The following is a 26,641-nucleotide window of genomic DNA, read 5'->3' as shown; positions in this document are numbered from 1 at the left end:
AACACCTGATCCGAATATAGCGGGGTGCGGGGAGGTGCTTTCAGGGACTTTCTGCAGCAGGGATGCTGCAGTCAAGCGTACACGGACGTATTCACAGCGTGTCCCTGAAAGCACCTCCCCGCAGCACGCGGGCGACCAACTCCACCAGGCGGAAACTCCAAAGGCAAGATGATGCAAATCCGACTCGCTAACCCTCGTGGCTTCTGTGCCGGCGTAGACCGCGCCATAGAAATCGTAAACCGCGCCCTCGACGTATTCGGCGCCCCCATCTACGTACGCCACGAAGTCGTCCACAACAAATTCGTCGTCGACAACCTCCGCAACCGCGGGGCCATCTTTGTCGACGAACTGCATGAAGTGCCAGACGACAAACTGGTGATCTTCAGCGCCCACGGCGTATCCCAGGCCGTACAGAACGAAGCCGCCCGCCGCGGCCTGAAAGTCTTCGACGCCACCTGCCCACTGGTCACCAAAGTCCACATGGAAGTCATGCGCTACAGCCGCGACGGCCGCGAGTGCATCCTCATCGGTCACCACGGCCACCCGGAAGTAGAAGGCACCATGGGCCAGTACGACCACAGCAACGGCGGCGATATCTATCTGGTGGAAGACGAGGCCGACGTACAAAAGCTGGAAGTCAAGGACCCCAGCCGCCTCGCATACGTCACCCAGACCACCCTCTCCATGGACGACACCGCCCGGGTGATCGACGCCCTGCGCGCCAAATTCCCGGAAATCGAAGGCCCCCGCAAAGACGACATCTGCTACGCCACCCAGAACCGCCAGGATGCCGTCAAGCAGTTGGCCGGAGACTGCGATCTGATGCTGGTTGTCGGTTCCCCCAACAGCTCCAACTCCAACCGCCTGCGGGAGCTGGCCGAGCGTATGGGCACCCCTGCTTATTTGATCGACGAAGCGGCCCAGATTGAACCCCAATGGCTGGAAGGTAAGCAGGCCGTCGGTGTGACGGCGGGTGCTTCGGCACCGGAAGTACTGGTGGCGGATGTGATCAGTCGGCTGAAGGAGCTGGGCGGGGACGAGCCCCAGGAAATCTCCGGGCGAGAGGAGAATATTGTGTTCTCGATGCCCAAGGAGTTGCGGATTGATGTGGTTGAGGTTGAATGAAACCGTATGAGGGCTTTGAATCGGCCGCCAAGAACCTTCGATTCGTAATAAAACAACACCCCAATCGTCTCAGTGTGAACTAAGTCTCCTGTAAAAAACGCAAACGACCGTTCATTTGCAGATGGAGACCGCTTATCCGTCAGTAGATGCGGTCCTTATCAGCTGCGATTAATCTTTATCCATAAAAGCTGGAAAAGGTTAGTCCGTCCTTATGATGCGTGCTCGTGGTTTTACGATTGTTGAGCTGATGTTGACAGTAGTGATCCTCGCTATTGTCTCGTTGCTTGCCATTCCCTCTTTTGAACGCATGATTCTTGAGAACAGAATCTCATCCCAAACTAACGAGTTGAGCAGTTTGATTAGTTTCGCTAGAAGTGAAGCGGTCAAACGCCCTGGTATCTTCGTGACACTATGCCCAACTAGTGACAATGCGAGCTGTTCAGCAAGTAACAGTTGGGAAAATGGTTGGATTGTAATGAGTGATGCTGATGGAGATCGCAATCTTGATAGTGCGGATGGGGACGCGGTTCTAAGAGTCGTTCCTCAACTGTCCGGAGGTAATAGTCTCCGGTTGTTTGGTTTTGGAGGGAATCAATTTATTCAGTTTTCATCTAATGGGCAGCCAGCGCCTGCTGGTGCACTGGGAGCAACCGATGGGACTCTGGTCATCTGTGATAGAAGAGGGGTGACGAGTGCGAGAGGTGTTGTCGTTATGGTTTCTGGTCAGACTAGGCTGGCGCGTGATGAAAACGGCGATGGGGTGATTAACCGGCATGGCGGAGGGGCTAATGTCTCGTGTCCATAAACACTTGTCAGATTCGAAACTTGCACTCATGAAACGTGCGGTGTTCTCTAAGCGCAGGCAGGAAGGCATCTCCTTAATCGAGATATTGGTGACTCTCGTAATTCTGGCAGTGGGTTTGCTCGGTCTGGCTGGGCTTATGCTGGATGGGTTGAGAAATAATCAGAGTGCTTACCTTAGGACCCAGGCAAGCATTCTCGCCTATGACATGGCTGATCGTATGCGTATAAATCGCACTCGAGCTGTGGCGGGCGCATATGATGGATACTCCACCAACGGCACCGATGCCGTGACTACACTCCCCTCTTGTGCCTCATCAACCTCCGGCTGTTCTTCATCAGATCAGGTTATTCTGGATAAGGCGGAGTGGACTCTGGAGGTTCAAGGCGGTGGCAATATGGTTCTTTTGCCTGGTGGCGTCGGATCGATTACCCGAGGGGCTGGTAACGTCTTCACAATATCCGTTAGTTGGCAAGAAACTCAGTGGGACGAAACAGCGGGTGAACGCGCCGTTGGTGCCCAGCAGTTTGCTGTGGACTTCAGCTTATAAAGAGGGTGTATGAATATTCCAAAGTACGGAGCCAGTAAGCATAAGCTGAACCTTTCTTCTGGCTTATCATTGATCGAACTCCTGATAGCCCTGGCATTGAGCGCAACTCTGATTGTCGGTGTAATTACAGTTTATCTGGATTCGAATCAGACCTCTCGGTTAAGCGCTTCGCTGGCAAAGATTCAGGAGTCTGGCCGGATTGCAACTGAAATTATTGCCCGAGACGTAAGGATGGCGGGCTTTCAGGGCTGCGCCGATCCAAACAGTGTTGCTATGAATATCATTGCAAACGATCCGCCCACGGCAGACTTTTTTGAGAGCACTTTGCTTGGCTGGGAAGTCGGCGGAACCAGCTGGGCAAATGGGACAAGTTTCAGTGGTGAAGCTATCGAGACGGCGGCAAGAGTTGGTAGCGATGTTATCGCGATCCAGAGAGGTGATATGGTTCCAATCCAGGTAACTGGGAACATGACTGACACAAACGCCAATATTCAGGTGTCAGGTCAGCTTTCACTTTTCCAGCAAAATGATGTGGTTCTGATTTCTGATTGCGAGAACGCTGACCTCTTTCGGATATCAAGTACCCCCACCAGCGGAACCTGGGCGCATGCAAGCAACGTCAATACCTCGAATCGTCTGAGTCAGGCCTATAACGAAACCGCGCGAATCATGCGTTTCAGCTCAACGGCGTATTTCGTGGCGGATACGGGCCGAGAAGACCTTGCAGGAAATCCGATATTTGCTCTGTATCGGCAGCGGGAGACGAACGCAGGCGGCGTGTTTGTGATAGACGAGCTCGTCGAGGGCGTGGAAAGTATGCAGATTTTATACGGTGAACGGCTTAGCAGCGATAATATTCGATACGTTCCTGCCGGCACCTCAGGGCTAGACATGCGCAATGTAGTAGCGGTCAAAATTGGTTTGCTCATCAGCGATGCTGAGCGAGTTCAAACGGCTCCGGATCAGCAGAGCTATCAGTTACCAGGGCAGTTAATACAGCCAGCAGGAACCGCAGGAGCTTCTGTTACGCACCCTGCTGATAACCGGATTCGGCGAACATTCGAGTCGACAATTAATATCCGGAACAGGATTTAAGGCGGCCTATTATGACTATTTTCCGTAATAACGATTGTTTGGCTGGTCAGAAGCAGACGGGCGCTGTATTGGTGGTCAGCTTGGTTGTGCTCCTAGTGCTTACGCTTTTAGGAGTAGCAGGCATGAACTCTGCCATGATGCAGGAGCGGATGGCTGCCAATGCCCAGAATTCCAATAAGGCGTTTCAGGCTGCAGAGAGTGCTGCTGGTGCATTGGTTGACCAACTGATGGGCGGTGATTTGAGCCTGCTTCAACAAGCGATGTCCGCTTCAGATTCGCGAAGTGGAGTGTCTTCCTATTCTATCGGTGGGAGTGAGGTCTCCGCGGAATATGAGGCTCGGTATCTTGGCGAGATCATTATTAATAGCGGAAGTTCGATGGATGCCAGTGAAAGTACAACCTTATTGAAAGGTTATCGTTATGAGCTTCGGGGCTCATCGGAAATAAGTGGTAGCGGTGCTGCCCGGACAGTTTTCAAGGGTATCGAATATTATTGATTCCGGATTAGTGCGGCTTGTTATTCGGTCGTCATAAAATGATTGGGAGAGCTGGCGTATGCGTTCTATAAACAGGCTTGTTTTCGTTTTAATGGTTTTAATGTTGGCGAGGCCTAGCGCTTTTGCCGCGGACACAATGTCCTTAGATCTTGTGGATACCCCCCCTTTGATCAACGAGCATGTGTCGTTTGAGGCAGAGATTGTAGACCTGGTTCTGAATAGTTCCGGAGAGGTAGTGCAGGTAGTTGGTTCAGCCTGTGAGCGTTGCGATAAAAAACGGTACTTGCCATCTCGTGGCCTGCGTCTAGTCCGCGATGGCACCGATGTTTTGCCGGAAGCAATAGGTGGTTTATCTGGCTCGTCAGCTACGATATTGATCAACAAGGCAACCGGTATGGCGGAGCAGGTGAGATTCTTTGCGGCTAAGGCAGGAGAAAGCCATGAAAATTAATACAAGGCTACTGACATTCGGTTTGTCCTTTGGGCTGTCGCTGGGAACAGGTGTCGCATCGGCTGATGACACAGAGATCTTCTTCAACACTACGGCTTCGGAAATTCGTCCAAATATTCTGTTTATTCTTGATAACTCGGGAAGTATGGCTGCGAATGTCACAACGACGTCGACGTATGACCCCTCAGAAACCTACTCGGGAAATGCTCCGGACGGGTCGATATGGTTGTTGTCAGGCAACACTTTATATGCGTACCCAGCCGAGGCAAATAAATGCGCAGACATTACTCAGCGCTTTGCCACAACCGGAAGGGTGTTGGGTTATCGAATGGCTAGCTGGCGGAGGAGCGGTTGGCGGGGCTCGGAGGCATGGAGAAATCCGTCGACATCCTACATGGCATCTGGAAACTTTCTTGAGTGTCAAAATGACCGGGGCGTTCATGGTGAAACCGACTCTTCGAACGCTAAGTATGCCAGAAACCACACAAATAAGTGGGGCAATGAAGGGCAGGAGATAGATTGGTCGCAGATTGAACACAATACATTCTGGTCGGCAAACTATGTCAACTGGTACTTCAACCATCGGGAAACCACTACCCGTACACGGCTAGAAATCGTTCAGGAAGTTGCAAAGAACCTCGCCGACAGTTTGTCGGGAGTTAATATTGGCCTGATGGCATTTAATCCTGACGGCAATGCGAGGCAGGGCGGTCGCTTGCTGGTCCCTGTAGAGAACATTGAAACTAACCGTGATGCGTTCAAGGATGCTGTTGAGGACTTGGGAGCCGATACCTGGACTCCTCTTTCAGAAACCCTTTTTGGTGCAATGCGATATTTTGGAGGGCAAGCGCCATTTCTTGATACTTCGCCTGTCAGCGGGACTGTTCAGGACGGGAACTATATAAGCCCAGTTGAGTATGAGTGTCAGTCGAATAATATAATTCTTTTGACGGACGGTGAACCAACTTATGACGGTGATCCAACCTCAGGTAATTATCACTCAACCGAAGACAAGAACTCCCGTGATGCAATGGAAGGCGTTGTTGGTAGCTGCACAGGTAATTGCCTTGATGAAATCGCCGAGTATATGTTTAGCAATGACGTTTATTCAGGGCTTAGCGAAGAAATCAATGTGAACACGTATACCGTTGGGTTCACGACTAATCAGCAACTGCTTTCAGATACGGCCGCGAAGGGCGGTGGTGAATACTACCTGGCAGACGACACAGAATCTCTTGAGAATGCGTTTGAGAGTTTTGTTCGCTCCGTCTTGGCTGTGAACACCACATTTGTCGCTCCCGGCGTGGCGGTTAATACCTTCAATCGGCTTAATCATCTGGACTCGCTTTATTTCTCTGTGTTTCAGCCGGATGTCGCGCCACGTTGGAACGGTAACCTCAAACGATACCGCCTCGGTTCGGATGGCAAAATCTATGATGTCAACGATAACGAGGCAACAGACAGTTCGACCGGTTTTTTCCGAAACAGTGCTCAAAGTTGGTGGAGTCCTGTGGCGGATGGTCCGAATGTCGCGCTTGGTGGAGCCGCCTCCAAGCAGCCAGACAATAATGCATCAAGGAAGGTTTACACATACTACAGTGGGTCCTCGACTAAAGACCTGACTGCGTCTGTTAATGCGGTATCTGTTGCAAATAAAGCAAACCTCACTAAAGCAATGTTTGGTGATGCGACAATGGCGGATAGTGAGCATGAAAAGCTGATTAATTGGACTCGTGGGTTAGATGTAAATGATGAGAATCGAAATGGACTGACGACAGACGCTCGAAAATTCATTGCTGATCCGTTGCACTCGGTGCCGCACCTGGTGATTTATGGAGGCGATGCCACTTCTCCGGATACCACTGTTTTCTTCGGAGATAATCAGGGCTACATCCACGCGGTGGATGGAGAAACAGGTGAGAGCTACTTTTCGTTTATTCCGTCGGAATTGCTTGGCAATCAGAGTGTTCTGATGGAGAACGACAAGACGATAACTCAACGCGTATATGGAATGGATGGCTCCATTGTCAGTTGGCAGAACGACAGCAACAACGACGGTACTATAAACGCAACAGACGGTGATCATCTCTATATCTATTCTGGAATGCGCAGGGGTGGCAGAAATTACTATGCACTTGATGCCACCACTCGGAATCAACCACGGATGCTCTGGTCCATACAAGGTGGAACTGGCAGTTATACTGAGTTGGGGGAGACTTGGTCAAAGCCAGTGAAAACCAAGGTCAAGATTCACAATTCAATTAAAGATGTACTTATCTTTGCGGGTGGCTACGACTCTCAACAAGACACTGTTTTAACCAGGACCGAAGATACTGTGGGCCGAGCCCTATATATTGTGGACGCCGAGACGGGTGCGCGTCTGTGGTGGGCAGGACCGGTAGGAAGTGGTGCTGATCTCGAATTAGCTGATATGAAGTACAGTATGCCCGCCGCGCCTAAGGCGATTGATGTAACGGGTGATGGTTGGACTAACCAAGTCTATGTTGGCGACATGGGGGGGCAAGTCTGGAGATTTGATATCTTTAATGGGCTCAGGACGGAAAACCTTGTCACCGGTGGTGTCGTTGCAGATTTTGGAGGTGGTGCCGCTGCGGACAATCGTCGATTTTACCATAGCCCGGATCTGTTTGGTTTCAAGATGGGTGCGTCTCGCTATTTGGGATTGGTGATAGGTTCAGGCTGGCAAGCTCATCCCCTTGATACAGCAATAGAGGATCGCATTTATATGCTTCGGATGGCTGACGTCACCGAACCTCCTTATGATGCAGACGGCAATGTGGACTATAGCTTGATCAAGGTGTCTGAGTCGGACCTGTTTGACACAACAGATAATCTCATCGAAGAGGGTAATGAGGCTCAACGTACCCAGGCCCAATCAGATTTGGCAGCTGCAAGTGGTTGGTATATCCGGTTGACCAGGTCTGGTGAGAAAGTTCTTTCCAGCAGCCAAACCGTGAGTGGACAGCTGTTCATTACCACCTACGAGCCGACGGCGAGTACTAATGCCTGCTTGCCTGCCGCAGGAAAGGCCCGGCTTTATCATGTCTATGTTGCGGATGGTACGCCAGTGGTCAATTACGATCTGATTGTTTCTGCTGATCCTGATGAATTAACCAAGGAAGACCGAGAGGTTGAGTTGATGACGGTTGGCCTGCCACCCGATCCACAGCGTATGCGGGTTGATGGTCTCGACATAATCTGTGTTGGAGCCGAGTGTCGACCGATAGATACAGTAACAGGTGTCCTCGAAACATATTGGTATGAGGAGTAAGGCTTGAACGCCATGAATCATAGAATAAAAGGTTTCACGCTCATTGAGTTGATGATCGTTGTTGCGATCATCGGGATCTTGGCTGCAATTGCCTATCCCAGTTACCAGAACTCGGTTGAAAAGGCGCGGCGCTCGGACGCTCAGGGTGCTTTGTTGGGTTTGGCAAGTGCCATGGAGAGGCATTTCACGGCCAATAACAGTTATTTGGGGGCGGGGTCTCCCAACACTGGTTCCCCGAGCATCTACCCAGACGAAGTTCCCATGGATGGGAATACCAAGTTCTATGACTTGACGATATCAGCGGCGACAGCGTCAACTTATACCTTGAGAGCTACTCCCAAGAACGGGCAGGCTGGCAATGGTATTCTAGAGCTTACTTCGACTGGCGTTCGAACGTGGGACAAGGACAATGACGGGTCCGCGACGGACCCATGGGATTGACGCAGAGTTGCTTATGAGGTCTGGATCATATGGGTGGGCAAGTAATTGTTGCCCCCCATTTGAGCTTGATCCTGCCCACACTTGATAGCTCGTGTACGCTGCGGAATCGACCGCCCTTATTGAGGGCTATATAGCTTATTTTACTTTCAGGTCGATCTGTCGCCGGACAAACAACTATTCCACCAGCCGCACCGTGAATCATTCCAAGATGGTTAAATTGAATGTATCCGCGTCCACCGGTTCTTGAAGTTACCACATATCTTTCTGACGGCTTTTGAATGGTAGTCAAGATAGCCCCGTCATCTGGTTTTTTGTCATTGTTATTATCGATAAATATGGATACGCGCTGGTTCCAGTTATCTGTACACTTGCCTGAGGACGAAAGCGGGCAAACAGTAACGATAGCTCGTTCGCTTGCGGCCACCCAGCGGGCGTAAGCGAAACCGGATTGGTACGCAGTAATGAGCGACTGATGCCGGCTTTGTTCTACAAAGTTGGACCACGATGATAGGGTTATGGTTGTCAATATCGAGATAATTGATATCGCGATGAGGAGCTCAAGCAGAGTCACCCCTGACTGATTCAGTCGGGCAGTCATAGTGATTCCTTTCATGTTGATATGCGGCCGTCCTGGCCGCAGCGTGAGCAAGTTTACGGGTTATCAGTCGGGATTCTGATAATCGGGCCACATTTCTGTCACTCCATCCCCAACTTCTTCAACCGATACCTCAACGCCCGAAAACTGATCCCCAGCCTCTTGGCCGCCGCCGTCTTGTTCCACCGGGTTGCCTCTAGCGCCTTCTCAATCGCCTGCCGCTCGATGTTCTCCAGGAAGCCTTCCAGGTCTATTTCCCCCTCGGGCACAGGAGCAGGAGCCTCTGATGTGCCAGTGTCAGAGCTGCGCTCCGATACCGGGGTTCCGGGGATAGCACCACCGCCCAGATGCAAATCAGCCGCATCAATAAAATCTTCATCACACAGCGTAAACGCCCGCTCCAGAATGTTCTCGAGCTCCCGCACGTTGCCTGGGAAATCGTATCCCTGCAGGCGTTCGATAGCTCCTGGCGTTAGTTTGGCGGGGTCGCATTCGTACTCTCGGGCGATGCGCTGCAGAATATGGTCGGCCAGCAGGGAAATGTCTTCCGCCCGCTCGCGCAGAGGCGGTACCGCCAGTTCAATCACGTTAATGCGGTAGAACAGGTCCTGACGGAAGCTGCCTTCTTGCACCAGTTCCGGCAGGTTTTTGTGGGTGGCGCTGAGTACGCGGATATCTACTGGCACTTCCTTGGTGTCGCCCACAGGTCGCACGGCTTTTTCCTGAATGGCGCGCAGCAGCTTTACCTGCATGGCCAGGGGCAGGTCGGCGACTTCGTCCAGGAACAGGGTGCCGCCGTTGGCGCTTCGGAACAGGCCCTCCTTGTTTTCGACCGCACCGGTAAAACTGCCTTTCTTGTGGCCAAAGAACTCGCTTTCCATCAGTTCCGAAGGGATGGCGCCGCAGTTAACGGCGATAAAGGGGCCATCGGCCCGCGGGCCCTGCATGTGGATCATGCGGGCGACCAGCTCTTTTCCACTGCCGGATTCGCCGCTGATAAACACCGGCGCCTGGCTGCGGGCCAGCTTACGGGTCTGGTTCCGCAGCTTGCGGATTTGTGGGGATTCACCGAGCAGAAGTCCGGGCTCGTCAGCTTCGGCGCTATCCTCGTTCTTGGGTTCGCTCAGCTTCAGGGCGCTGTTCACCAGTTCCCGCAGGCGGGGCAGTTCCACGGGCTTGGAGACAAAATCGAAGGCGCCGGCCTTGAGTGATTCGATGGCGGTGTCCATGTTGCCGTAGGCAGTGATGACGGCTACCGGCGTGCAGGGCGTGTGCTGCTGAATCCAATGCACGAGGTCTATACCGTTGCCGTCCGGCAGGTTCATGTCGGTCAGGCACAGCTGGGGTTTATGCTGTTCAAGCAAGGCCCGGGCTGTGGTCAGGTCCGGTGCGGTGTAGGTGGTAATCCCCATGCGGGTGAGGGTGATTTCCAGCAAGTCCCGGATATCCGGTTCGTCGTCAACAATCAGCGCTGTTTGGTGTGTCATTATTTGTGTTCGGTTCCCTGTTGAATTTCAAACGCCCGATGCCCTACACCCCGTTTAGATCATCCGCCCGGGATGGGCGAAGGTAATGCGAAAGCGACAGCCCGGCTGCTCATCTTCCACCAGCGACAAATGCGCCTGGTTGGCCTCGCAAAGTTCCCGGGCCAGGTAAAGGCCAAGGCCGGTGCCGCTCTTGTCGGTGGTGAAGAAGGGCTCAAATACCGAGTGTCGGTGTTCCCGTGCAATGCCGGGGCCGAAATCCCGGACATCCACGTAAGCCCGCTCGCCATCGGCGGTGGCGCCAACCACTAATTGTATCCTGTTTTGGCCGGTCTGCTGTTTGCTGTAGCGCAAACCATTGTCACACAGATTCACCATGACCTGCTCAATCTGGCTCTTGTCAAAGCGAGCGGGCGGCACGGAGTCGTCTGCCAATAGCTCAATAACGGCTTTGGAGCCGTCATCCCGGGTTTGCTGGAAGTCCCGGGTGAATTCGCTAAGCCAGTCCCTCACGTCCACTTGCTCTGAGTTGGCGGCCCTGCGCCGGGACAGGTCGAGCACGTTTTCAATGATGCCATTCACCCGCTTCGAGTGCCGGCGAATGATATCCAGCATCTGTTTGTCGCCTTTGTCCAGGTTGGGCGACTCCTCCATCAGTTGTGCTGCGTGACTGATGGCCCCGAGGGGGTTGCGGATCTCATGGGCGATGCCGGCGGTCAGGCGCCCTAGCGACGCCAGCTTCATTTGCTGGGCTTGCTGGGTGACTTTGCTCATATCCTCGATGAACACCAGAATCTGGTCACCCCGCTCCTGATCCAGTTGGGTAAAGTTGGCCTGTAGCAGGGGGGAGGTGGGCGACGCCTGAAACGGTTCGATGCGCATGTTGGGGTTTTTCAGCCAGGCCTCCAAACCTTTGCGCAACGGTTTGGGCAGTAATCGGTTGTGGTGCTCTGCGCTACTTTGGCTGGTGACCGACCCGAAAAGCAGCTCTTCCGCCGCTGCGTTAGCCAGTCGGACCTGGCCAAAACGGTCCAGTACCAGAATGCCCGTTCGCATGCGCTGGATGATCTGCTGGTTGATCTGCTCCAACTCCGCAATGCTTCGGGCCCTGCTGGTGGCCAGAGCCTCGCTGCGCATCATGCGCTTCGAGATGCCTTGCAAAACGAAGGCAGCGGCAAAATAGAGGATGCCCAGTGAGCCGGCGCGAACAATATCGTCCGCGGATTCGTTGATCACCAGCACCGCCCAGCCGGAGATGCCCAGGGAACAGATGGCTGCGAGCGCAGCGTAGAAAGTGCCCATGCGGCTGGGATTGAGGATGTTCCCAGCGGCAACGGAGACAATGACCAGATTGGCAAGGCCGTTGGTGATGCCGGTGCTGGCCAGCAACAGCCCATGCATTATCAGGATATCGATCAGAATAGACAGGGTAATGTGCCGCTGCCGTGGCTGCAGCCCGGCCAGCAGCATTAGACCAACAAAGGCGTTGATGGCGAGATAAGACACCGCGCCTGCCTGGTAATAATCCAGCCAGCGAAATTTGGAATCGGTGGTGAATGGGTCCACAAACAGCAGGCCGACCAGCATCAGGCTGATCACCAGCCGGTAATGATTGTAGATGCGGAACAGCCTCACCTGCTGATGGTGTGCTCGTGGCCCGAAAGGAGAGCGCGCGGCTGTGGCTGAGGGTGCTTCGGTTACCATGGGTATGGTTATCTGCCTTTGGTCAGGAGAAATCCTTGTCTATGGAGGGTTATAATAGCCTTTTAACGGCAATAAGTTACAGGAGCCCTGATCATGACGGTAACCGGTACAATCACCGAAGACACTGCTGCGCCCCGTAAATTGCGGGTGGTAATGGCCCAGCTGGATTTTCTGGTGGGGGATATTCCTGGCAATACCGACTTGATCATTCAGGCCACCCGTGAGGCAGCGGAGCGGCATCAGGCTGATATCGTGTTGTTCCCGGAACTTTGCCTGACAGGGTACCCGCCGGAAGACCTGTTGCTTCGGCCGAGCCTGGATTTGCGAGTGCAAGAAGCGCTTGAGCGTTTGCAGCAGGCGAATCTGGCACCCGCCATGATCATTGGCGCGCCTCTCCGCGCGGCGGGCCTGCTCTACAACGCAGCAGTGGTCATCGAAGCGGGGGAAATCCGGGGCAGGTATTTCAAACGCTGCCCGCCCAACTACCAGGTATTCGATGAAAAACGCTACTTTGCCGAAGGTTCGCAGACCCTGGTGGTCGACATCAAAGGAGTTCCGGTGGGTATCACGGTGTGTGAAGACCTCTGGAAAGATGGCCCCCTGGAAGATGCGGCGGCCGCTGGCGCCCAGTTGGTCCTGAACCTGAACGCGTCTCCCTACGACATCGACAAGCAGGCCCGCCGCAAGGCGTTGCTGGAGCGAAAAGCCACGGAAAATCGCGTCAGTATCGTCTACGTTAACCTGGTGGGTGGGCAGGACGAACTGGTGTTTGATGGAGGTTCGATGGTTTATGACCACTCCGGCACCTTAAAAGTAGAGATTCCCCAGTTCACCAACGGCCTGTTTCCGGTGGATTTTCTGTGTGAACACCACTGCCAGCCGGTGTCTCAGCCACTGCCTCCGGAGCCGTCACTGGAAGCGAATGTTTATAACGCGCTAGTCACCGGTGTTCGGGACTACGTTAATAAAAACGGTTTCAAGTCTGTGGTACTTGGCTTGTCCGGCGGCATTGATTCCGCGGTGACTCTGGCAGTGGCGGCGGATGCCCTGGGCAAGGAGCGGGTGCGGGCGGTGATGATGCCATTCCGTTATACGTCAAGCGCCAGCCTGGAAGACGCGGAAGCCCAGGCGAGGGCTATGGGCGTTCAGTACGATGTGTTCTCCATTGAGCCCATGTACGACACCTTTATGGCAACCCTGGCGAAACCCTTTGAGGGCACGCGCCCGGACACCACGGAAGAAAACCTCCAGGCTCGCCTGCGCGGCGTGTTGTTGATGTCCCTGTCCAACAAGTTTGGCTCTCTGGTACTGACCACCGGTAACAAGAGCGAGATGGCGGTGGGCTACTCCACGCTCTATGGCGATATGGCCGGCGGCTTCGATGTGCTGAAAGACGTGCCGAAAACGCTGGTGTTCCGCCTGGCCTGGTACCGCAACAGCTTGGCACCGGTTATTCCCGAGCGGGTCATTACCCGCCCGCCGTCGGCAGAGCTGGCGCCCGACCAGAAAGACGAAGACAGCCTGCCCGGCTATGACATCCTTGACCAGATTCTGCATTTTTATGTAGAGCGGGATTACAGTGCTGAAGCGATTGTCGCGGAGGGGTTTGACCGTGCGGATGTAGAGCGGGTGCTGCGCCTGGTGGATATCAATGAGTATAAACGGCGCCAGGCGCCAATTGGCGTGCGCATTACCGAGCGGGGCTTCGGTAAGGATCGTCGCTATCCGATCACCAATGGCTGGAAGCTGGGTTTCTGATTGCTTCCCCTTGAAAGAAATAAGGGCCTGTGGCGAATGCTCCCGGCCCTTTTGACATCTGGATGGTTATTCGTCGCCAATCAGGCCAAAGGTGACCACATTGGTGAGCGAACGATTCTGGCGGCGCAGGCGGTCAGACTGGAATTCGCCGTTCTCATCAAACGCCTCGCTGTTGGGGAAGTTGGTGCGCAGGGTGGCAATGGCATCACTGGCGCCTTTTTTCAGGTCCATTAATCGGAAGGTATCGGCCAGCAGAATCAGGGCCTCTTCCACCGCCGGTGAAGACGGGTAGTTCTCCACAACAAAACGGGCCCGGTTGTTTGCCGCGATGTATGCCTCACGTTTGATGTAATAGCGGGCTGCATGTAACTCCAGTTCCGCCATCCGGTTGCGCACAGCGATCATGCGTTGGCGGGCATCCGGGGCGTATTCGCTGTCCGGGTAGCGGTTAAGAAGCTGAGAAAAATCCCGGAAGGCCTGCAGTTGCTCGCCAGGGTTTCGGGCGGCAACATCAATGGCGAAGTATCGCGCCGCCAGACCGATATCGAGATTATAGGAAGCAAGGCCACGCATGTAGAGGGCGTAGTCCAGGTGCTCGCTCTGCGGATTCAACCGCATGAACCGATCGGCTGCCGCCCGGGATCCCTCAAGGTCAAGATTCTGGTAGCGGGCATAGATCAGGTCCAGCTGGGCCTGCTCGGCATAACGGCCGAACGGGTAGTAGGTCTCGAGGGCGTCCAGATTCTGCTCGGCTTCGTTGAAATTGCCGGAGTTCATTGCCTTGCGGGCATTGTCGTAATACGTCTTCTCCGGCAGCACTTCCACATCTTTTTTGGAGGCGCAGCCGGTTGCTAGCGCTATCATTGTGGAAAGTAGCAGTAATCGGACAACTGATCTCATGCCGGAATCCCGTATAATGGTCACAACTTGAATGAATTTCGCATTGTAGCAAAAAGAGGCTGAATGTCTTCCAATAACCGGATTACCGGACATTACATAGTACCCCCGCAGCTCAGCGACAAGCGACTGGACCAGGCCGCCGCCGAGTTGATGCCCGAGCATTCCCGCTCGCGCCTGCAGTCCTGGATCAAAAGCGGCGCCTTGACCGTTAACGGCGACGTTCGAAAGCCCAGAGACAAGGTGATGCTGGATGACGTTCTCGACCTGGACGCTGAACCCGAAGTACAGGTGACCTGGGAAGCCGAGCCCATCAGCCTGGACATCGTCTACGAAGACGAGCACCTGCTGGTGATCAACAAGCCGGCGGGCTTGGTGGTTCACCCGGCTGCGGGTCATGCTGATGGTACCCTGGTTAACGCACTGCTCAATCACGCGCCGGAAGTGGAAAACCTGCCCCGAGCTGGCATTGTTCACCGCCTGGATAAAGACACCTCCGGTATCATGGTGGTGGCCCGCAGCCTGATTGCTCACACCTCGCTGGTAGACCAGCTGCAAACGCGAACCATGGGGCGGGAGTACGAAGCTGTGGTTGTCGGTTCTCTGACCGGTGGCGCCACTGTAGACGCACCGATTGGCCGGCACCCCCAGGACCGCAAGCGTATGGCGGTGGTTTCCTCTGGCAAACCGGCGGTCACCCACTACCGATTGCTTGAGCGTTTTGCTGCCCACACACATATCCAGTGCAAGCTCGAAAGCGGCCGCACCCACCAGATTCGCGTACACATGACCCACGTGCGCCACCCCTTGGTGGGCGACCCAGTCTACGGCGGCCGCCTGCGCCTGCCCAAGGGCACCACGGAAGAGCTTCGCCAGGCCTTGGCCGCGTTCAGTCGCCAGGCCCTCCATGCCAGAAGGTTGACCCTGGAACACCCGGCAACCGGCGAAACCCTGAGCTGGGAAGTACCGCTGCCGGAAGATATGGTCCAGCTCATCGAAGCCCTGCGCAAACACGCCCGGGAGCTGGAAAACAGTGATTTCTGACAACAATACCCTGACTCCGAGCTGGCATGCGCCAGCTCAGGTGCGCGCCCTGTGCACCACCCGAAAAGGCGGTGTAAGCCAGCCACCCTGGGACGCCCTGAACCTGGGCGGGCACGTCAACGACAACCCGGACCACGTCGCTGAAAATCGCAGTCGCCTGGCGGCCTTCACCGGCCTGGATGCCACCAACATCGGCTGGCTCAACCAGGTACACGGCACCGGCGTGGTGGAACTCATGCCAGACAATGTAGGTGTAATGCCCGAAGCCGATGCCAGCTACACCCGTCACCCCGGCATCGCCTGCGCCATCCTCACCGCTGACTGCCTGCCTGTCATCCTGACAGACACCGACGGCACCATCATAGGCGCCGCCCACGCCGGCTGGCGGAGCCTGTGCGGTGGCGTACTCGAAAACCTGATCACCGCCATGGCCGTACCCCCGTCCAACCTCCAGGCCTGGCTCGGCCCGGCTATAGGCCCTGACAGTTTCGAAGTCGGCCCAGAAGTCCGACAGGCCTTCCTCGACCACAACCCCGAAGCCGATCAGGCATTCACCCCCTCAAAACAACGCCCCGGTCACTACCTGGCCAACATCTACCAACTCGCAAGTCAGCGCTTGAAAGCAGCCGGCGTTACGTCCATCTCAGGTGGCAGTTTGTGCACTGTTAATGACAGCGACTGGTTCTTCTCGTATCGAAGAGACGGTGAAACCGGAAGAATGGCGACGTTGATCTGGATGAGGACATAACCGAGCTTTAGGCCTTCCAGGCGAAAAACTCTAAAGCATCGGGCTGGAACAGGGAGCGCTTTCCAGAACTGTCTGCAGCAGGGATGCTGCAGTCAAGCCTACAGGGAAGTATTTACGGCGTGTTCTGGAAAGCGCTCCCTGTTCCAGCCCCGACGACGTAATAGCATGCCCGTAAGGAACCAAACTCCACGCCAAGACTGACCGCCGTCAAATTTCTGACGAAATAGCCCCAAGCCAACTTGAAGTCCCCCAGGTTGCCCCTACATTAACTGTCAAAGCAACACGAATACCCTTCATCAACCACCAACCGGTATTCGCACAAAATTCGGGGAAACGAACACATGAGAATCGACAAACTCACCAGCAAACTGCAAAGCGCCCTGGCCGATGCCCAGTCCATTGCAGTCGGTAAAGACCACAACTTCATCGAGCCGGTCCACCTCATGCAGGCCCTGCTCGACCAGCAAGGTGGCTCCATCAAATCCCTGCTCAAACAAGTGGGCGTAGAGCCCGGCCGCGTGCGCCAGGCCATCGCCAAAGAAATTGAAAACCTGCCGGAAGTGCAGGGCAACGCCGGCGACGTGTCCATGTCAAACGACATGGGCCGGCTGTTCAACATGGCCGACAAACTGGCCCAGAAGCGCGGCGACCAGTTCATTTCCAGTGAGCTGATTCTGCTGGCAGCCGTCGAAGACCGCGGCTCCCTCGGCCGTGTGCTGAGAGAACAGGGCGTGGACAAGGCTGCCCTGGAAAAAGCCATTGATGCGGTGCGCGGCGGCGAAACCGTCAACGACGCCAGTGCCGAAGAAAATCGTCAGGCGTTGTCCAAATACACCATCGACCTCACCGAGCGCGCCGAAGCCGGCAAACTGGACCCGGTCATCGGCCGCGATGACGAAATCCGCCGCACCATCCAGGTACTCCAGCGCCGCCGCAAGAACAACCCTGTGCTGATCGGTGAGCCGGGTGTGGGTAAAACGGCCATCGTTGAAGGCCTGGCCCAGCGCATCGTGAATGGCGAAGTGCCGGACGGCCTCAAAGATAAAAAGGTGCTGTCTCTGGACATGGGTGCCCTCATCGCCGGCGCCAAGTTCCGCGGTGAGTTCGAAGAGCGCCTGAAAGCCGTGCTCAACGAACTGGCCAAACAGGAAGGTCAGATCATCCTGTTCATCGATGAGATCCATACCATGGTCGGCGCTGGTAAAGCCGAAGGCTCCATGGACGCCGGTAATATGCTCAAGCCTGCGCTGGCACGGGGAGAGTTGCACTGCGTAGGCGCCACCACCCTGAACGAGTACCGGGAAAACATCGAGAAAGACGCAGCGCTCGAGCGCCGTTTCCAGAAAGTACTGGTGACTGAGCCCAGTGAGGAAGACACCATTGCGATTCTTCGTGGCCTCAAAGAGCGCTACGAAGTTCACCACGGTGTGGAAGTGACTGATGGCGCGATCATCGCCGCCGCGAAACTGTCCCATCGTTATATCACCGATCGCCAACTGCCAGATAAGGCCATCGATCTGGTAGACGAAGCGGCAAGCCAGATTCGTATGGAAATGGATTCCAAGCCCGAGGCGTTGGATCGCCTGGAGCGGCGCCTGATTCAGCTCAAGATTGAACGCGAGGCCCTGAAGAAAGAAACCGATGCTGCTTCCAAAAAGCGGTTGGAAGAGTTGTCCTCGGTGATCGGCAATGTCGAACGCGAATACGCCGATCTGGAAGAAGTCTGGAACACCGAGAAAGCGGCGCTGCATGGCTCCCAGAAGATAAAGAGCCAGCTGGAGCAGGCCCGGATTGACCTGGAAAACGCCCGCCGCGCTGGCGATCTGGGCAAAATGTCTGAGCTTCAGTACGGCACCATTCCGGAACTGGAGCGCCAGCTGGATATGGCCAGCCAGGCTGAAATGATGGAAATGAAGCTGCTGCGTAACCGGGTAACCGACGAGGAAATCGCCGAAATTGTCTCCAAGTGGACCGGCATTCCGGTATCGAAGATGCTTGAGGGCGAGCGGGATAAACTGATGCGGATGGAAGACGCCCTCCATGACCGGGTGATCGGCCAGCATGAAGCGGTCGAGGCGGTCTCCAATGCGGTGCGTAGGTCCCGGGCCGGGTTGTCTGATCCCAACCGGCCGAATGGCTCGTTCCTGTTCCTCGGGCCGACCGGTGTGGGCAAGACCGAGCTGTGTAAGGCCCTGGCATCGTTCCTGTTTGATACCGAAGAGGCCATGGTGCGGATCGATATGTCCGAGTTCATGGAGAAGCACTCCGTCGCTCGTCTGATCGGTGCGCCTCCCGGTTACGTGGGCTATGAAGAGGGTGGATACTTGACCGAGGCGGTGCGCCGCCGGCCGTACTCGGTGCTGCTGCTGGATGAGGTGGAAAAGGCCCATCCTGATGTCTTCAATATCCTGCTGCAGGTGCTGGATGATGGTCGCCTGACCGACGGCCAGGGCCGTACGGTCGACTTCCGGAATACCGTGATCGTGATGACCTCCAACCTGGGCTCTCACATCATTCAGGAAAAGGCGGGTGAGGAAAACTACGACGCCATGAAGGCGGCAGTCATGGAGGAGGTTGGAACGCACTTCCGCCCTGAGTTCATCAACCGGGTAGACGAAGTGGTGGTGTTCCATCCGCTGGCGGAAAGCCAGATTCAAGGTATTGCCCGTATCCAGATCGAGAATCTGGCGCGGCGATTGAAAGATCAGGATATGAAGCTTGAACTGGACGATGCGGTTATGCAACTGCTGGCGGAAGTGGGCTACGACCCGGTCTACGGTGCACGTCCTCTAAAGCGGGCGATTCAGCGGATGATTGAAAACCCGCTGGCGCAGAAGCTACTGCAGGGCGGCTTTGTGCCCGGCGACACTATTCGTGCCGCTGTAGAGAACGACCAGTTGGTGTTCTCGAAGGCCTGACAAAGCCGGGCGCCAGCCAATAAAAAAGGTCGGGCAGCCAAACGTGGGTTGCCCGACCTTTTTTGTGGTGAGAAAGCTAGCGTTGGGCCGGTGCAGAGCCTTCCGGCCCGCAGTTTTCTTCCATAATCTCCCGGAACCGGCGACGTTGCTCTTCGATTTCGTCCGGCGCCAGATAGCGCATCTCGCCGTTCTCCTCAACCCGGATTCGCGCGTTGCTGTTCAGCACGTCCAGATTAGACCGGGCGGTGGCGCAATTGGCTTCCCGCTGCTTGCGGCGCGCTTCCTCAACCGCCGTTTCCTGGCGGCGCTGTTCCTGGGAGCGCTGCTGCTCCTGCAGTTCTCCCAGCTGTTCCTGGGCACTCTGGCGCTGGCCTGACTGGCTTCTGCTGGTCGTGCCGGAGCGGACATTCACCTGCTCCGAGTTCGCGCCCGTTGGCTGGCGGTCGCCAAAGTGGGTTACGCCGTTCTCATCGGTCCATTTATACACTGAAGCGCCGGCCACAAGGCCCGGTGTCATCGCCATCAGAAGTGTCAGCATCAGGATTTTTCGATTCATGTCTCTGCCCGTTTCTTGTCTACTGCCTGGGGATATCATGCCACCGAAACGATGGATTTTCCCTTGCCTGGTTCAAATCTCTTGCACGTTATATCCGGTCAGTATGGCAGAGTGTAGAGGAAAATGGTCGCAATTAAGCCACAGCGCCTATTGACAGTGAGTTTCCCGCTGTCAGAATTACCGATTGCCTGAAGACTGGGGTCAATACGGCAGGCAATCCCGAGCGAGTATCCCCCGTTAATCACCACACTGAGTTCGCCACGCGCTGGCGGGCGCTGGTTGTTGCTTACGTGCAACCCGTTGATTGGTCGTTCTCCGCAACCCTCAGGAGGGCGGCTGGCCAGGAGACAACCTCTTATTGAATGGTGTGGAGGAGTACGCCGGTTCCGCTTTCAAAAGAAGCAGGGAAACCGAAAATCCAGGCAACCGGGGCGAAACCCGGCTCATTCACTCGTAGAAGAGGGTAGAAAATCGTGGAGTTATTGTCTGGCGCCGATATGCTGATCCGCTCCCTGCAAGATGAAGGGATCGAATACATATACGGCTATCCGGGTGGTGCAGCCCTTCATATTTATGATGCGCTGTTCAGGCAGGACAAAGTCAAGCATATTCTGGTGCGACACGAGCAGGCGGCGGTCCACATGGCCGACGGCTACGCCCGTGCAACCGGAAAACCAGGTACCGTACTGGTGACCTCGGGTCCTGGAGCCACCAACACTATTACCGGCATTGCCACCGCCTTTATGGATTCCATCCCCATGGTGGTTCTGTGCGGCCAGGTTGCATCCACCCTGATTGGTGAAGATGCTTTCCAGGAAACCGATATGATGGGTGTTTCCCGCCCGGTGGTTAAGCACAACCTCAGTGTGCGCCATCCGGAAGAGATTCCCGAAGTCATTCGCAAGGCTTACTACATTGCCGCGACCGGCCGCCCAGGCCCGGTGGTGGTGGATATCCCCAAGGATATGACCACCCCGAACGAGCGCTATGAGTATTCCTATCCCAAGAAAGTGAAACTGCGCTCCTATAACCCGGCGGTTCGTGGCCACGCAGGCCAGATCAAGAAAGCCGTGGATATGCTGATGGCAGCCAAGCGCCCGATGATTTACGCCGGTGGTGGGGTGATTCTGGGTAAGGCCTCCAGCCAGTTGACTGAGCTGACCAAGACACTGGGATTCCCGATCACCAATACCCTGATGGGCATTGGTTGTTATCCCGCGACTGACAAACAGCACCTTGGCTGGCTGGGCATGCACGGCACCTACGAAGCCAACATGGCGATGCACCACTCAGACCTGATTCTCTGCGTCGGTGCGCGTTTTGATGACCGGGTAACCAATGCCACCGAGAAATTCTGCCCTGGCGCTCGCATCATCCATATCGACATTGACCCCGCGTCTATTTCCAAAACGATTGATGCCGATGTGCCGATTGTGGGCCCGGTGGATGCGGTTCTGAAAGAAATGCTCTCACTGGTCAAAGAGTCCAAAGACAAGCCGGATGCGGATGCGCTGGCGGCCTGGTGGAAGCAGATTGAAGAGTGGCGAGCATTCCACGGGATGCGTTACGAGACCAGCCCGGACGTCATCAAGCCGCAGGAAGTGGTTGAGATGCTCTGGAAGCTCACCAACGGCGACGCCTTTGTGACCAGTGATGTTGGCCAGCACCAGATGTTCGCGGCCCAGTACTACAAGTTTGACAAGCCCAACCGCTGGATCAACTCCGGTGGCCTTGGCACCATGGGCTTCGGCTTGCCGGCAGCCATGGGCATCAAGCTGACTCACCCGGATGACGAAGTGCTGTGCTTCACCGGTGAGGGTAGTATCCAGATGAACATTCAGGAACTGTCTACCTGCAAGCAATACAATCTGCCGGTGAAGATCATCAACCTGAACAACCAGGCACTGGGTATGGTCAAGCAGTGGCAGGACATGAATTATGAGTCCCGACACGCTGAATCCTACATGGAGTCACTGCCCGATTTCATCAAGCTGGCGGAAGCCTATGGTCATGTGGGTGTTCGCATTGAGCGCAAGGAAGATCTTGAGCCCAAGCTCAAGGAAGTTCTGGCGATGAAAGACAAGCTGGTGTTTGTGGACATCTACGTTGACCGCTTCGAGCATGTGTACCCGATGCAGGTTGCTCGTGGTTCCATGAAAGACATGTGGCTCAGCAAAACGGAGAGGGTGTGATCATGCGTCGAATCATTTCTGTTTTGCTTGAAAACGAACCTGGCGCTCTGTCTCGGGTGGTTGGCCTGTTCTCGCAGCGTAACTACAACATCGAGACCCTGACCGTTGCGCCGACAGAAGACGAAACCTTGTCCCGCCTGACCGTCACCACCACCGGCTCTGATAAGGTCATCGAACAGATCACCAAACAGCTGAACAAGCTGATTGAAGTGGTCAAGCTGGTCGACCTCACTGAAGGTTCCCACATTGAGCGAGAGCTGATGCTGGTCAAGCTCAAGGCGACCGGTTCCCAGCGTGCGGAAATCAAGCGCACGGTGGATATCTTCCGCGGCCAGATCGTGGACGTGACCAGTTCGGTGTACACCGTGCAGTTGGCGGGTGACAGCGACAAGCTGGATGGCTTTATCCAGGCGGTGGGTACCTCCGGAATTCTGGAAGTGGTGCGTACCGGTGTGTCGGGTATTGCCCGTGGCGAAAAGGTGCTCAGCCTCTGAGGCTGTTTTGCAAATTTGAACATCATGGCCCGTCGGGGTCATTACATATAACAGAGGTTTCTCATGCAGGTTTATTACGATAAGGATTGTGATCTTTCCATCATCCAGGGCAAGAAAGTTGCCATTCTGGGTTTCGGTTCTCAGGGCCACGCCCACGCGTGCAACCTGAAAGACTCTGGCGTTGACGTAGTGGTTGGCCTGCGCGCCGGCTCTTCCTCCATCGCCAAGGCTGAAGCTTACGGCCTGAAGACCAGCGACGTGGCTTCTGCCGTTGCTTCCGCCGACGTTGTCATGGTGCTGACTCCGGACGAGTTCCAGGCCCAGCTGTACCGCGAGGAAATCGAGCCGAACCTGAAGCAGGGCGCTACCCTGGCCTTCGCTCACGGCTTCGCGATCCACTACAACCAGATCGTTCCCCGTAAAGATCTGGACGTGATCATGGTTGCCCCGAAGGCACCGGGCCACACGGTGCGCACCGAGTTCACCAAGGGCGGTGGTATTCCTGATCTGATCGCCATCTTCCAGGACGCTTCCGGCAACGCCAAGAACGTTGCTCTGTCCTACGCCAGCGGCGTAGGCGGCGGCCGCACCGGTATCATCGAAACCACCTTCAAAGACGAAACCGAAACCGACCTGTTCGGTGAGCAGGCGGTTCTGTGTGGTGGCGCGGTTGAGCTGGTTAAAGCTGGCTTCGAAACTCTGACCGAAGCGGGCTACGCTCCGGAAATGGCCTACTTCGAGTGTCTGCACGAGCTGAAGCTGATTGTTGACCTGATGTACGAAGGTGGCATCGCCAACATGAACTACTCCATCTCCAACAATGCCGAGTACGGTGAGTACGTAACCGGCCCTGAGGTGATCAACGAGCAGTCCCGTGAAGCCATGCGTAACGCACTGAAGCGCATCCAGAGCGGCGAGTATGCCAAGATGTTCATCTCTGAAGGTGCCCTGAACTATCCCTCCATGACCGCGCGTCGTCGCCAGAATGCGGCTCACGAGATCGAGACGGTGGGCGAGAAGCTGCGCTCAATGATGCCGTGGATCTCTGCGAACAAGATCGTGGACAAAGAAAAGAACTGATCCGGAATTTCCGGTACGGCTTGAAAGCGCGGCCCTAGTGGCCGCGTTTTTCGTATATACTCCGCCCAAATGCTTTCCGGAGTTTATGGAATGACTGAAGATAAGAAATCTGTCGACAAGCCTGAACCTCAGAGCACGCCTGAGCCGGAGATTGCGGCTGGTGAGGTTGTTGAGGAAGAAGTGATTGAAGGTGCCAAAGTACGCCGTAAAGGCATCTATCTGTTGCCCAACGCCCTGACTACGGCGTCTTTGTTCTCCGGGTTCTATGCCATAGTTTCGGCAGCCAATGGCGTCTTTGACAGCGCTGCTATTGCGATCTTTGTCTCGATGATTCTCGATGGTCTGGATGGCCGGGTCGCTCGGATGACCAATACGCAAAGCAAGTTCGGCGAGGAATACGACAGCCTGGCAGACATGGTTGCCTTCGGGGTTGCTCCCGGAATGGTCGCCTTCTTCTGGGCATTGAATGGCCTCGACAAGGTTGGCTGGGCTATCACGTTCATATACGTAGCTGGAGCGGCCCTGCGCCTTGCTCGCTTCAATACCCAGATCGGCTCAGTCGATAAAAAGTATTTTGTCGGGCTTCCCAGCCCCGCTGCGGCGGCGTGTGTGGCCGGGCTGGTTTGGTGTTTCCATCAGTATGAGCCTGCTACCTGGCTGACTCTGCTGTCCATCATTGTGGTTGGCGGTGCCGGTGTGTTGATGGTCAGCAATGTGCTTTACCGCAGTTTCAAGGATCTCGATATGCGGGGGCGGGTGCCATTCGCGGCCATTCTGCTGGTGGTGCTGATTCTGGTGGTGATCGCTCTTGATCCAGCCACCGTATTGTTTACGGCATTCCTGATCTACGCACTGTCTGGTCCGGTGCGTGCCTTGTTCAGACAAAAGGCAAAACGCGCCTGACGCTATAGTGCACCCGCCCGGGGAAGTCCGGGCGGGAATTTCTCCGGGAATCTACGGTCACTTATTCAAACCGCTTCCTCTGGAGTCAGCCCATGCTCATCAAACGGCGCCCTTCCTGGTCTTTGCCCGAATCCGAAGTCACTCCCCGGTCTGTCTATCTGAACCGACGTAAATTCATGACCGGAGCTATTGCCTCTGCTGCAGCCCTCGCTGCGCCCGGCCTTTTGCGGGCAGGTGACAGCCCGACAACCACACCGTTGACCTTCCGTGAAGCGCCGGAGTACTTGACCGACGAGAAGAAAACGCCCTTTGATGCAGTAGCCAAGTACAATAATTTCTATGAGTTTGGCACCGGCAAGGGCGACCCTGCCAAGTATGCCCACGAGATGTCTGTGGACCCCTGGTCTGTGGAGGTTGATGGCGAGTGTGCCCGGCCAGGTCGTTACGCCCTGGAAGATCTGCTGAAGCCCCACGACTATGAAGAGCGAATCTACCGGCTCCGCTGTGTTGAGGCTTGGTCTATGGTGATTCCCTGGGTTGGCGTACCGTTAGCGACAGTATTAAGCCGCCTGGAGCCGAATTCGCGAGCGAAGTACGTGTACTTCGAAACCCTGCATGACCCAAAACAGATGCGAGGGCAGCGCTCCCTGTTCAGTACCATAGATTGGCCGTACAGGGAGGGGCTACGTATGGATGAGGCAATGAACGAGCTTTCTTTCCTGGCGATTGGTCTTTATGGCGAAACCCTGCCTAATCAGAATGGCGCTCCGATCCGCCTCGTGGTTCCCTGGAAGTACGGATTCAAGAGTATTAAATCGATAGTTCGGATTCGGTTTCTGGAAGAGCAGCCTAAAACGACCTGGGAATTGCTTGCGCCAAGTGAGTACGGATTCTATGCCAACGTAAACCCTGAGGTGGATCATCCGCGCTGGAGTCAGAAGAGAGAGCGGCGTTTACCCTCAGGTGTGCTCCGTCCGAATTGGATGGAAACCCGAATGTTTAATGGTTACAAAGAGCAGGTTGCGCATCTCTACAAAGGGATGGACCTGGCCAAGTTCTACTGATGTTGCCTGCAGCCGAACGAATGGTGTCGAGCGTTGTGGCAAAAGTTATCGTCTTTTGCGTCGCCTTGATGCCGCTGATATGGCTGGTGACCGATGTTGTGCTTGGCCGAATAGGGCCGGATCCTGGCCAGGAGATAACAGAGCGGCTGGGTATTGCGGCCTTTCAGTTATTGCTTGTGACGCTTCTGATAACGCCTTTGAAGAAAATGACCGGCTGGCCCGGTTGGTTGCGCCACCGGCGCATGCTGGGTTTGTTTGCCTTCTTTTACGCAGTGTTGCATGTACTTGCGTTCTTGCAGCTGATTCTCGGTTGGGGCGATTTATGGGCGACCTTCACACGCCGGCCCTACATCGCCCTGGGTGCAGTCGCCTTCCTCCTGATGATTCCTCTCGCATTAACGTCAACAAAAGCGATGATGAAGCGGATGGGGCGTCGATGGAAACCGGTCCACCGCTTGATCTACCTGTCGGCAATTTTCGCCTGGCTGCATTTTTTGTGGCAGGCAAGGAGCGATGTGACCGAAATGGTGGTATACGGGCTGTTGCTTCTGGCTTTGCTGTTTATCAGGGCATACTGGTTTGGTGTTTCTTCGTTGGTTCCCTTGCGAAAGTCCAGAGCTTGATTGGAAAGTAAGCATTTTGGTGGCGTATTGACCAGTGGCATAGGTGGAAACCGAATGAGGGGAAAGTTTTTCGAAAAAGGGCGTTGACAGTTTTCGTGGCGCCTGTAGAATGCGCACCACTTCTGAGGGACAAGCCGCTGACGGCAACCTCCCAGACGAAAGCAACTGTTTGAAAGTATTCGAAAATTTGATCTGAAGATTCTTCGAAATAAACGGTTGACAGGGCGGCGGAACGATGTAGAATACGCGGCCTTGATTGAGCAACAGCTCAAACGCTCTTTAAAAAGTTAACCAAGTAATTCGTGTGGGCGCTGGCCGAGGTATTTCG

Annotated in this window: 23 protein-coding genes; 18 read left to right on the top strand and 5 right to left on the bottom strand. The window is 55.2% G+C overall.

The genetic code is table 11. From position 1 onward, the window contains the following. Positions 1-171 precede the first annotated feature (171 nt). From ispH to J122_RS10970, 8 genes are all read left to right on the top strand, one after another. Complete coding sequence (ispH, locus tag J122_RS11000; RefSeq protein ID WP_061332359.1) at positions 172-1,125, top strand: 4-hydroxy-3-methylbut-2-enyl diphosphate reductase; 954 nt, start codon at positions 172-174, stop codon at positions 1,123-1,125. A gap of 211 nt (positions 1,126-1,336) precedes the next feature. After that, a complete protein-coding gene (locus J122_RS21160) occupies positions 1,337-1,930 on the top strand; it encodes a GspH/FimT family pseudopilin (protein WP_082780566.1) in 594 nt (197 codons plus the stop codon). Further along, the gene (pilV, locus tag J122_RS10995) at positions 1,914-2,477 is read left to right on the top strand and encodes a type IV pilus modification protein PilV (protein WP_061332358.1); all 564 of its coding nucleotides are present in this window, start codon (positions 1,914-1,916) and stop codon (positions 2,475-2,477) included. The genes J122_RS21160 and pilV overlap by 17 nt, the downstream gene beginning before the upstream one ends. A 9-nt stretch (positions 2,478-2,486) precedes the next feature. Further along, positions 2,487-3,572 (top strand): PilW family protein, encoded by a 1,086-nt coding sequence (locus J122_RS10990; RefSeq protein WP_061332357.1) that lies wholly within the window; start codon positions 2,487-2,489, stop codon positions 3,570-3,572. A gap of 11 nt (positions 3,573-3,583) precedes the next feature. Further along, on the top strand, positions 3,584-4,069 hold the full coding sequence (locus J122_RS10985) for a PilX N-terminal domain-containing pilus assembly protein (RefSeq protein ID WP_061332356.1): 486 nt from the start codon (positions 3,584-3,586) through the stop codon (positions 4,067-4,069). Between the two features lie 166 nt (positions 4,070-4,235). After that, positions 4,236-4,520: a hypothetical protein gene (locus tag J122_RS10980; protein WP_156471750.1), complete on the top strand. Its 285-nt coding sequence runs from the start codon at positions 4,236-4,238 to the stop codon at positions 4,518-4,520. Further along, positions 4,510-7,812 (top strand): pilus assembly protein, encoded by a 3,303-nt coding sequence (locus J122_RS10975; RefSeq protein WP_061332354.1) that lies wholly within the window; start codon positions 4,510-4,512, stop codon positions 7,810-7,812. The genes J122_RS10980 and J122_RS10975 overlap by 11 nt, the downstream gene beginning before the upstream one ends. A 12-nt stretch (positions 7,813-7,824) precedes the next feature. Next, entirely contained in the window at positions 7,825-8,253 is a 429-nt protein-coding gene (locus tag J122_RS10970) for a type IV pilin protein (protein WP_061332429.1), read from the top strand. A gap of 25 nt (positions 8,254-8,278) precedes the next feature. Here the strand turns inward: J122_RS10970 and J122_RS21155 are convergent, their stop codons facing one another. The 3 genes from J122_RS21155 to J122_RS10960 form a co-directional block, all read right to left on the bottom strand. Beyond that, positions 8,279-8,851: a GspH/FimT family protein gene (locus J122_RS21155; RefSeq protein ID WP_197463843.1), complete on the bottom strand. Its 573-nt coding sequence runs from the start codon at positions 8,849-8,851 to the stop codon at positions 8,279-8,281. Positions 8,852-8,949: 98 nt separating this feature from the next. After that, positions 8,950-10,335 (bottom strand): sigma-54-dependent transcriptional regulator, encoded by a 1,386-nt coding sequence (locus J122_RS10965; RefSeq protein ID WP_061332353.1) that lies wholly within the window; start codon positions 10,333-10,335, stop codon positions 8,950-8,952. Between the two features lie 54 nt (positions 10,336-10,389). After that, positions 10,390-12,036 (bottom strand): sensor histidine kinase, encoded by a 1,647-nt coding sequence (locus J122_RS10960; RefSeq protein ID WP_061332352.1) that lies wholly within the window; start codon positions 12,034-12,036, stop codon positions 10,390-10,392. A 93-nt stretch (positions 12,037-12,129) separates the two neighbouring features. On the opposite strand from J122_RS10960, the gene J122_RS10955 reads away from it, so the two are divergent. Then, the gene (locus J122_RS10955) at positions 12,130-13,794 is read left to right on the top strand and encodes an NAD+ synthase (RefSeq protein WP_061332351.1); all 1,665 of its coding nucleotides are present in this window, start codon (positions 12,130-12,132) and stop codon (positions 13,792-13,794) included. 66 nt (positions 13,795-13,860) lie between these two features. On the opposite strand, the gene J122_RS10950 is transcribed toward J122_RS10955, so the two are convergent. Then, a complete protein-coding gene (locus tag J122_RS10950) occupies positions 13,861-14,694 on the bottom strand; it encodes an outer membrane protein assembly factor BamD (protein WP_061332350.1) in 834 nt (277 codons plus the stop codon). Between the two features lie 63 nt (positions 14,695-14,757). On the opposite strand from J122_RS10950, the gene rluD reads away from it, so the two are divergent. The 3 genes from rluD to clpB all read left to right on the top strand — a co-directional run bounded on the left by rluD (position 14,758) and on the right by clpB (position 19,401). Then, a complete protein-coding gene (gene rluD, locus J122_RS10945) occupies positions 14,758-15,735 on the top strand; it encodes a 23S rRNA pseudouridine(1911/1915/1917) synthase RluD (protein ID WP_061332349.1) in 978 nt (325 codons plus the stop codon). Continuing rightward, positions 15,725-16,483, top strand: coding sequence for a peptidoglycan editing factor PgeF (pgeF, locus tag J122_RS10940; RefSeq protein WP_061332348.1), 759 nt, complete (start codon positions 15,725-15,727; stop codon positions 16,481-16,483). Before rluD ends, pgeF begins: the two co-directional genes overlap by 11 nt. Positions 16,484-16,824: 341 nt before the next feature. Then, positions 16,825-19,401, top strand: a complete 2,577-nt coding sequence (gene clpB, locus J122_RS10935) for an ATP-dependent chaperone ClpB (protein WP_061332347.1) — start codon at positions 16,825-16,827, stop codon at positions 19,399-19,401. Positions 19,402-19,477: 76 nt separating this feature from the next. Here the strand turns inward: clpB and J122_RS10930 are convergent, their stop codons facing one another. After that, a complete protein-coding gene (locus tag J122_RS10930; RefSeq protein ID WP_061332346.1) occupies positions 19,478-19,957 on the bottom strand; it encodes a DUF4124 domain-containing protein in 480 nt (159 codons plus the stop codon). Positions 19,958-20,430: 473 nt separating this feature from the next. Here J122_RS10930 and J122_RS10925 point away from each other — a divergent pair, with 473 nt between their 5' ends. From J122_RS10925 to J122_RS10900, 6 genes are all read left to right on the top strand, one after another. Then, positions 20,431-22,149, top strand: a complete 1,719-nt coding sequence (locus tag J122_RS10925) for an acetolactate synthase 3 large subunit (protein WP_061332345.1) — start codon at positions 20,431-20,433, stop codon at positions 22,147-22,149. Positions 22,150-22,151: 2 nt separating this feature from the next. Further along, a complete protein-coding gene (gene ilvN, locus J122_RS10920) occupies positions 22,152-22,643 on the top strand; it encodes an acetolactate synthase small subunit (RefSeq protein ID WP_061332344.1) in 492 nt (163 codons plus the stop codon). A gap of 63 nt (positions 22,644-22,706) precedes the next feature. Next, positions 22,707-23,723: a ketol-acid reductoisomerase gene (gene ilvC, locus J122_RS10915; protein ID WP_061332343.1), complete on the top strand. Its 1,017-nt coding sequence runs from the start codon at positions 22,707-22,709 to the stop codon at positions 23,721-23,723. A gap of 90 nt (positions 23,724-23,813) precedes the next feature. Continuing rightward, a complete protein-coding gene (gene pssA, locus J122_RS10910) occupies positions 23,814-24,626 on the top strand; it encodes a CDP-diacylglycerol--serine O-phosphatidyltransferase (protein WP_061332342.1) in 813 nt (270 codons plus the stop codon). A 92-nt stretch (positions 24,627-24,718) separates the two neighbouring features. After that, complete coding sequence (gene msrP, locus J122_RS10905) at positions 24,719-25,690, top strand: protein-methionine-sulfoxide reductase catalytic subunit MsrP (RefSeq protein WP_061332341.1); 972 nt, start codon at positions 24,719-24,721, stop codon at positions 25,688-25,690. Then, the gene (locus tag J122_RS10900; RefSeq protein ID WP_061332340.1) at positions 25,690-26,313 is read left to right on the top strand and encodes a sulfite oxidase heme-binding subunit YedZ; all 624 of its coding nucleotides are present in this window, start codon (positions 25,690-25,692) and stop codon (positions 26,311-26,313) included. Before msrP ends, J122_RS10900 begins: the two co-directional genes overlap by 1 nt. Positions 26,314-26,641: the final 328 nt, after the last annotated feature.

Origin of the sequence: Marinobacter excellens LAMA 842 (assembly GCF_001574445.1) — a bacterium.
GTDB classification, from domain to species: Bacteria; Pseudomonadota; Gammaproteobacteria; order Pseudomonadales; family Oleiphilaceae; genus Marinobacter; species Marinobacter shengliensis.
This window is presented reverse-complemented; position numbering and strand designations above follow the sequence as displayed.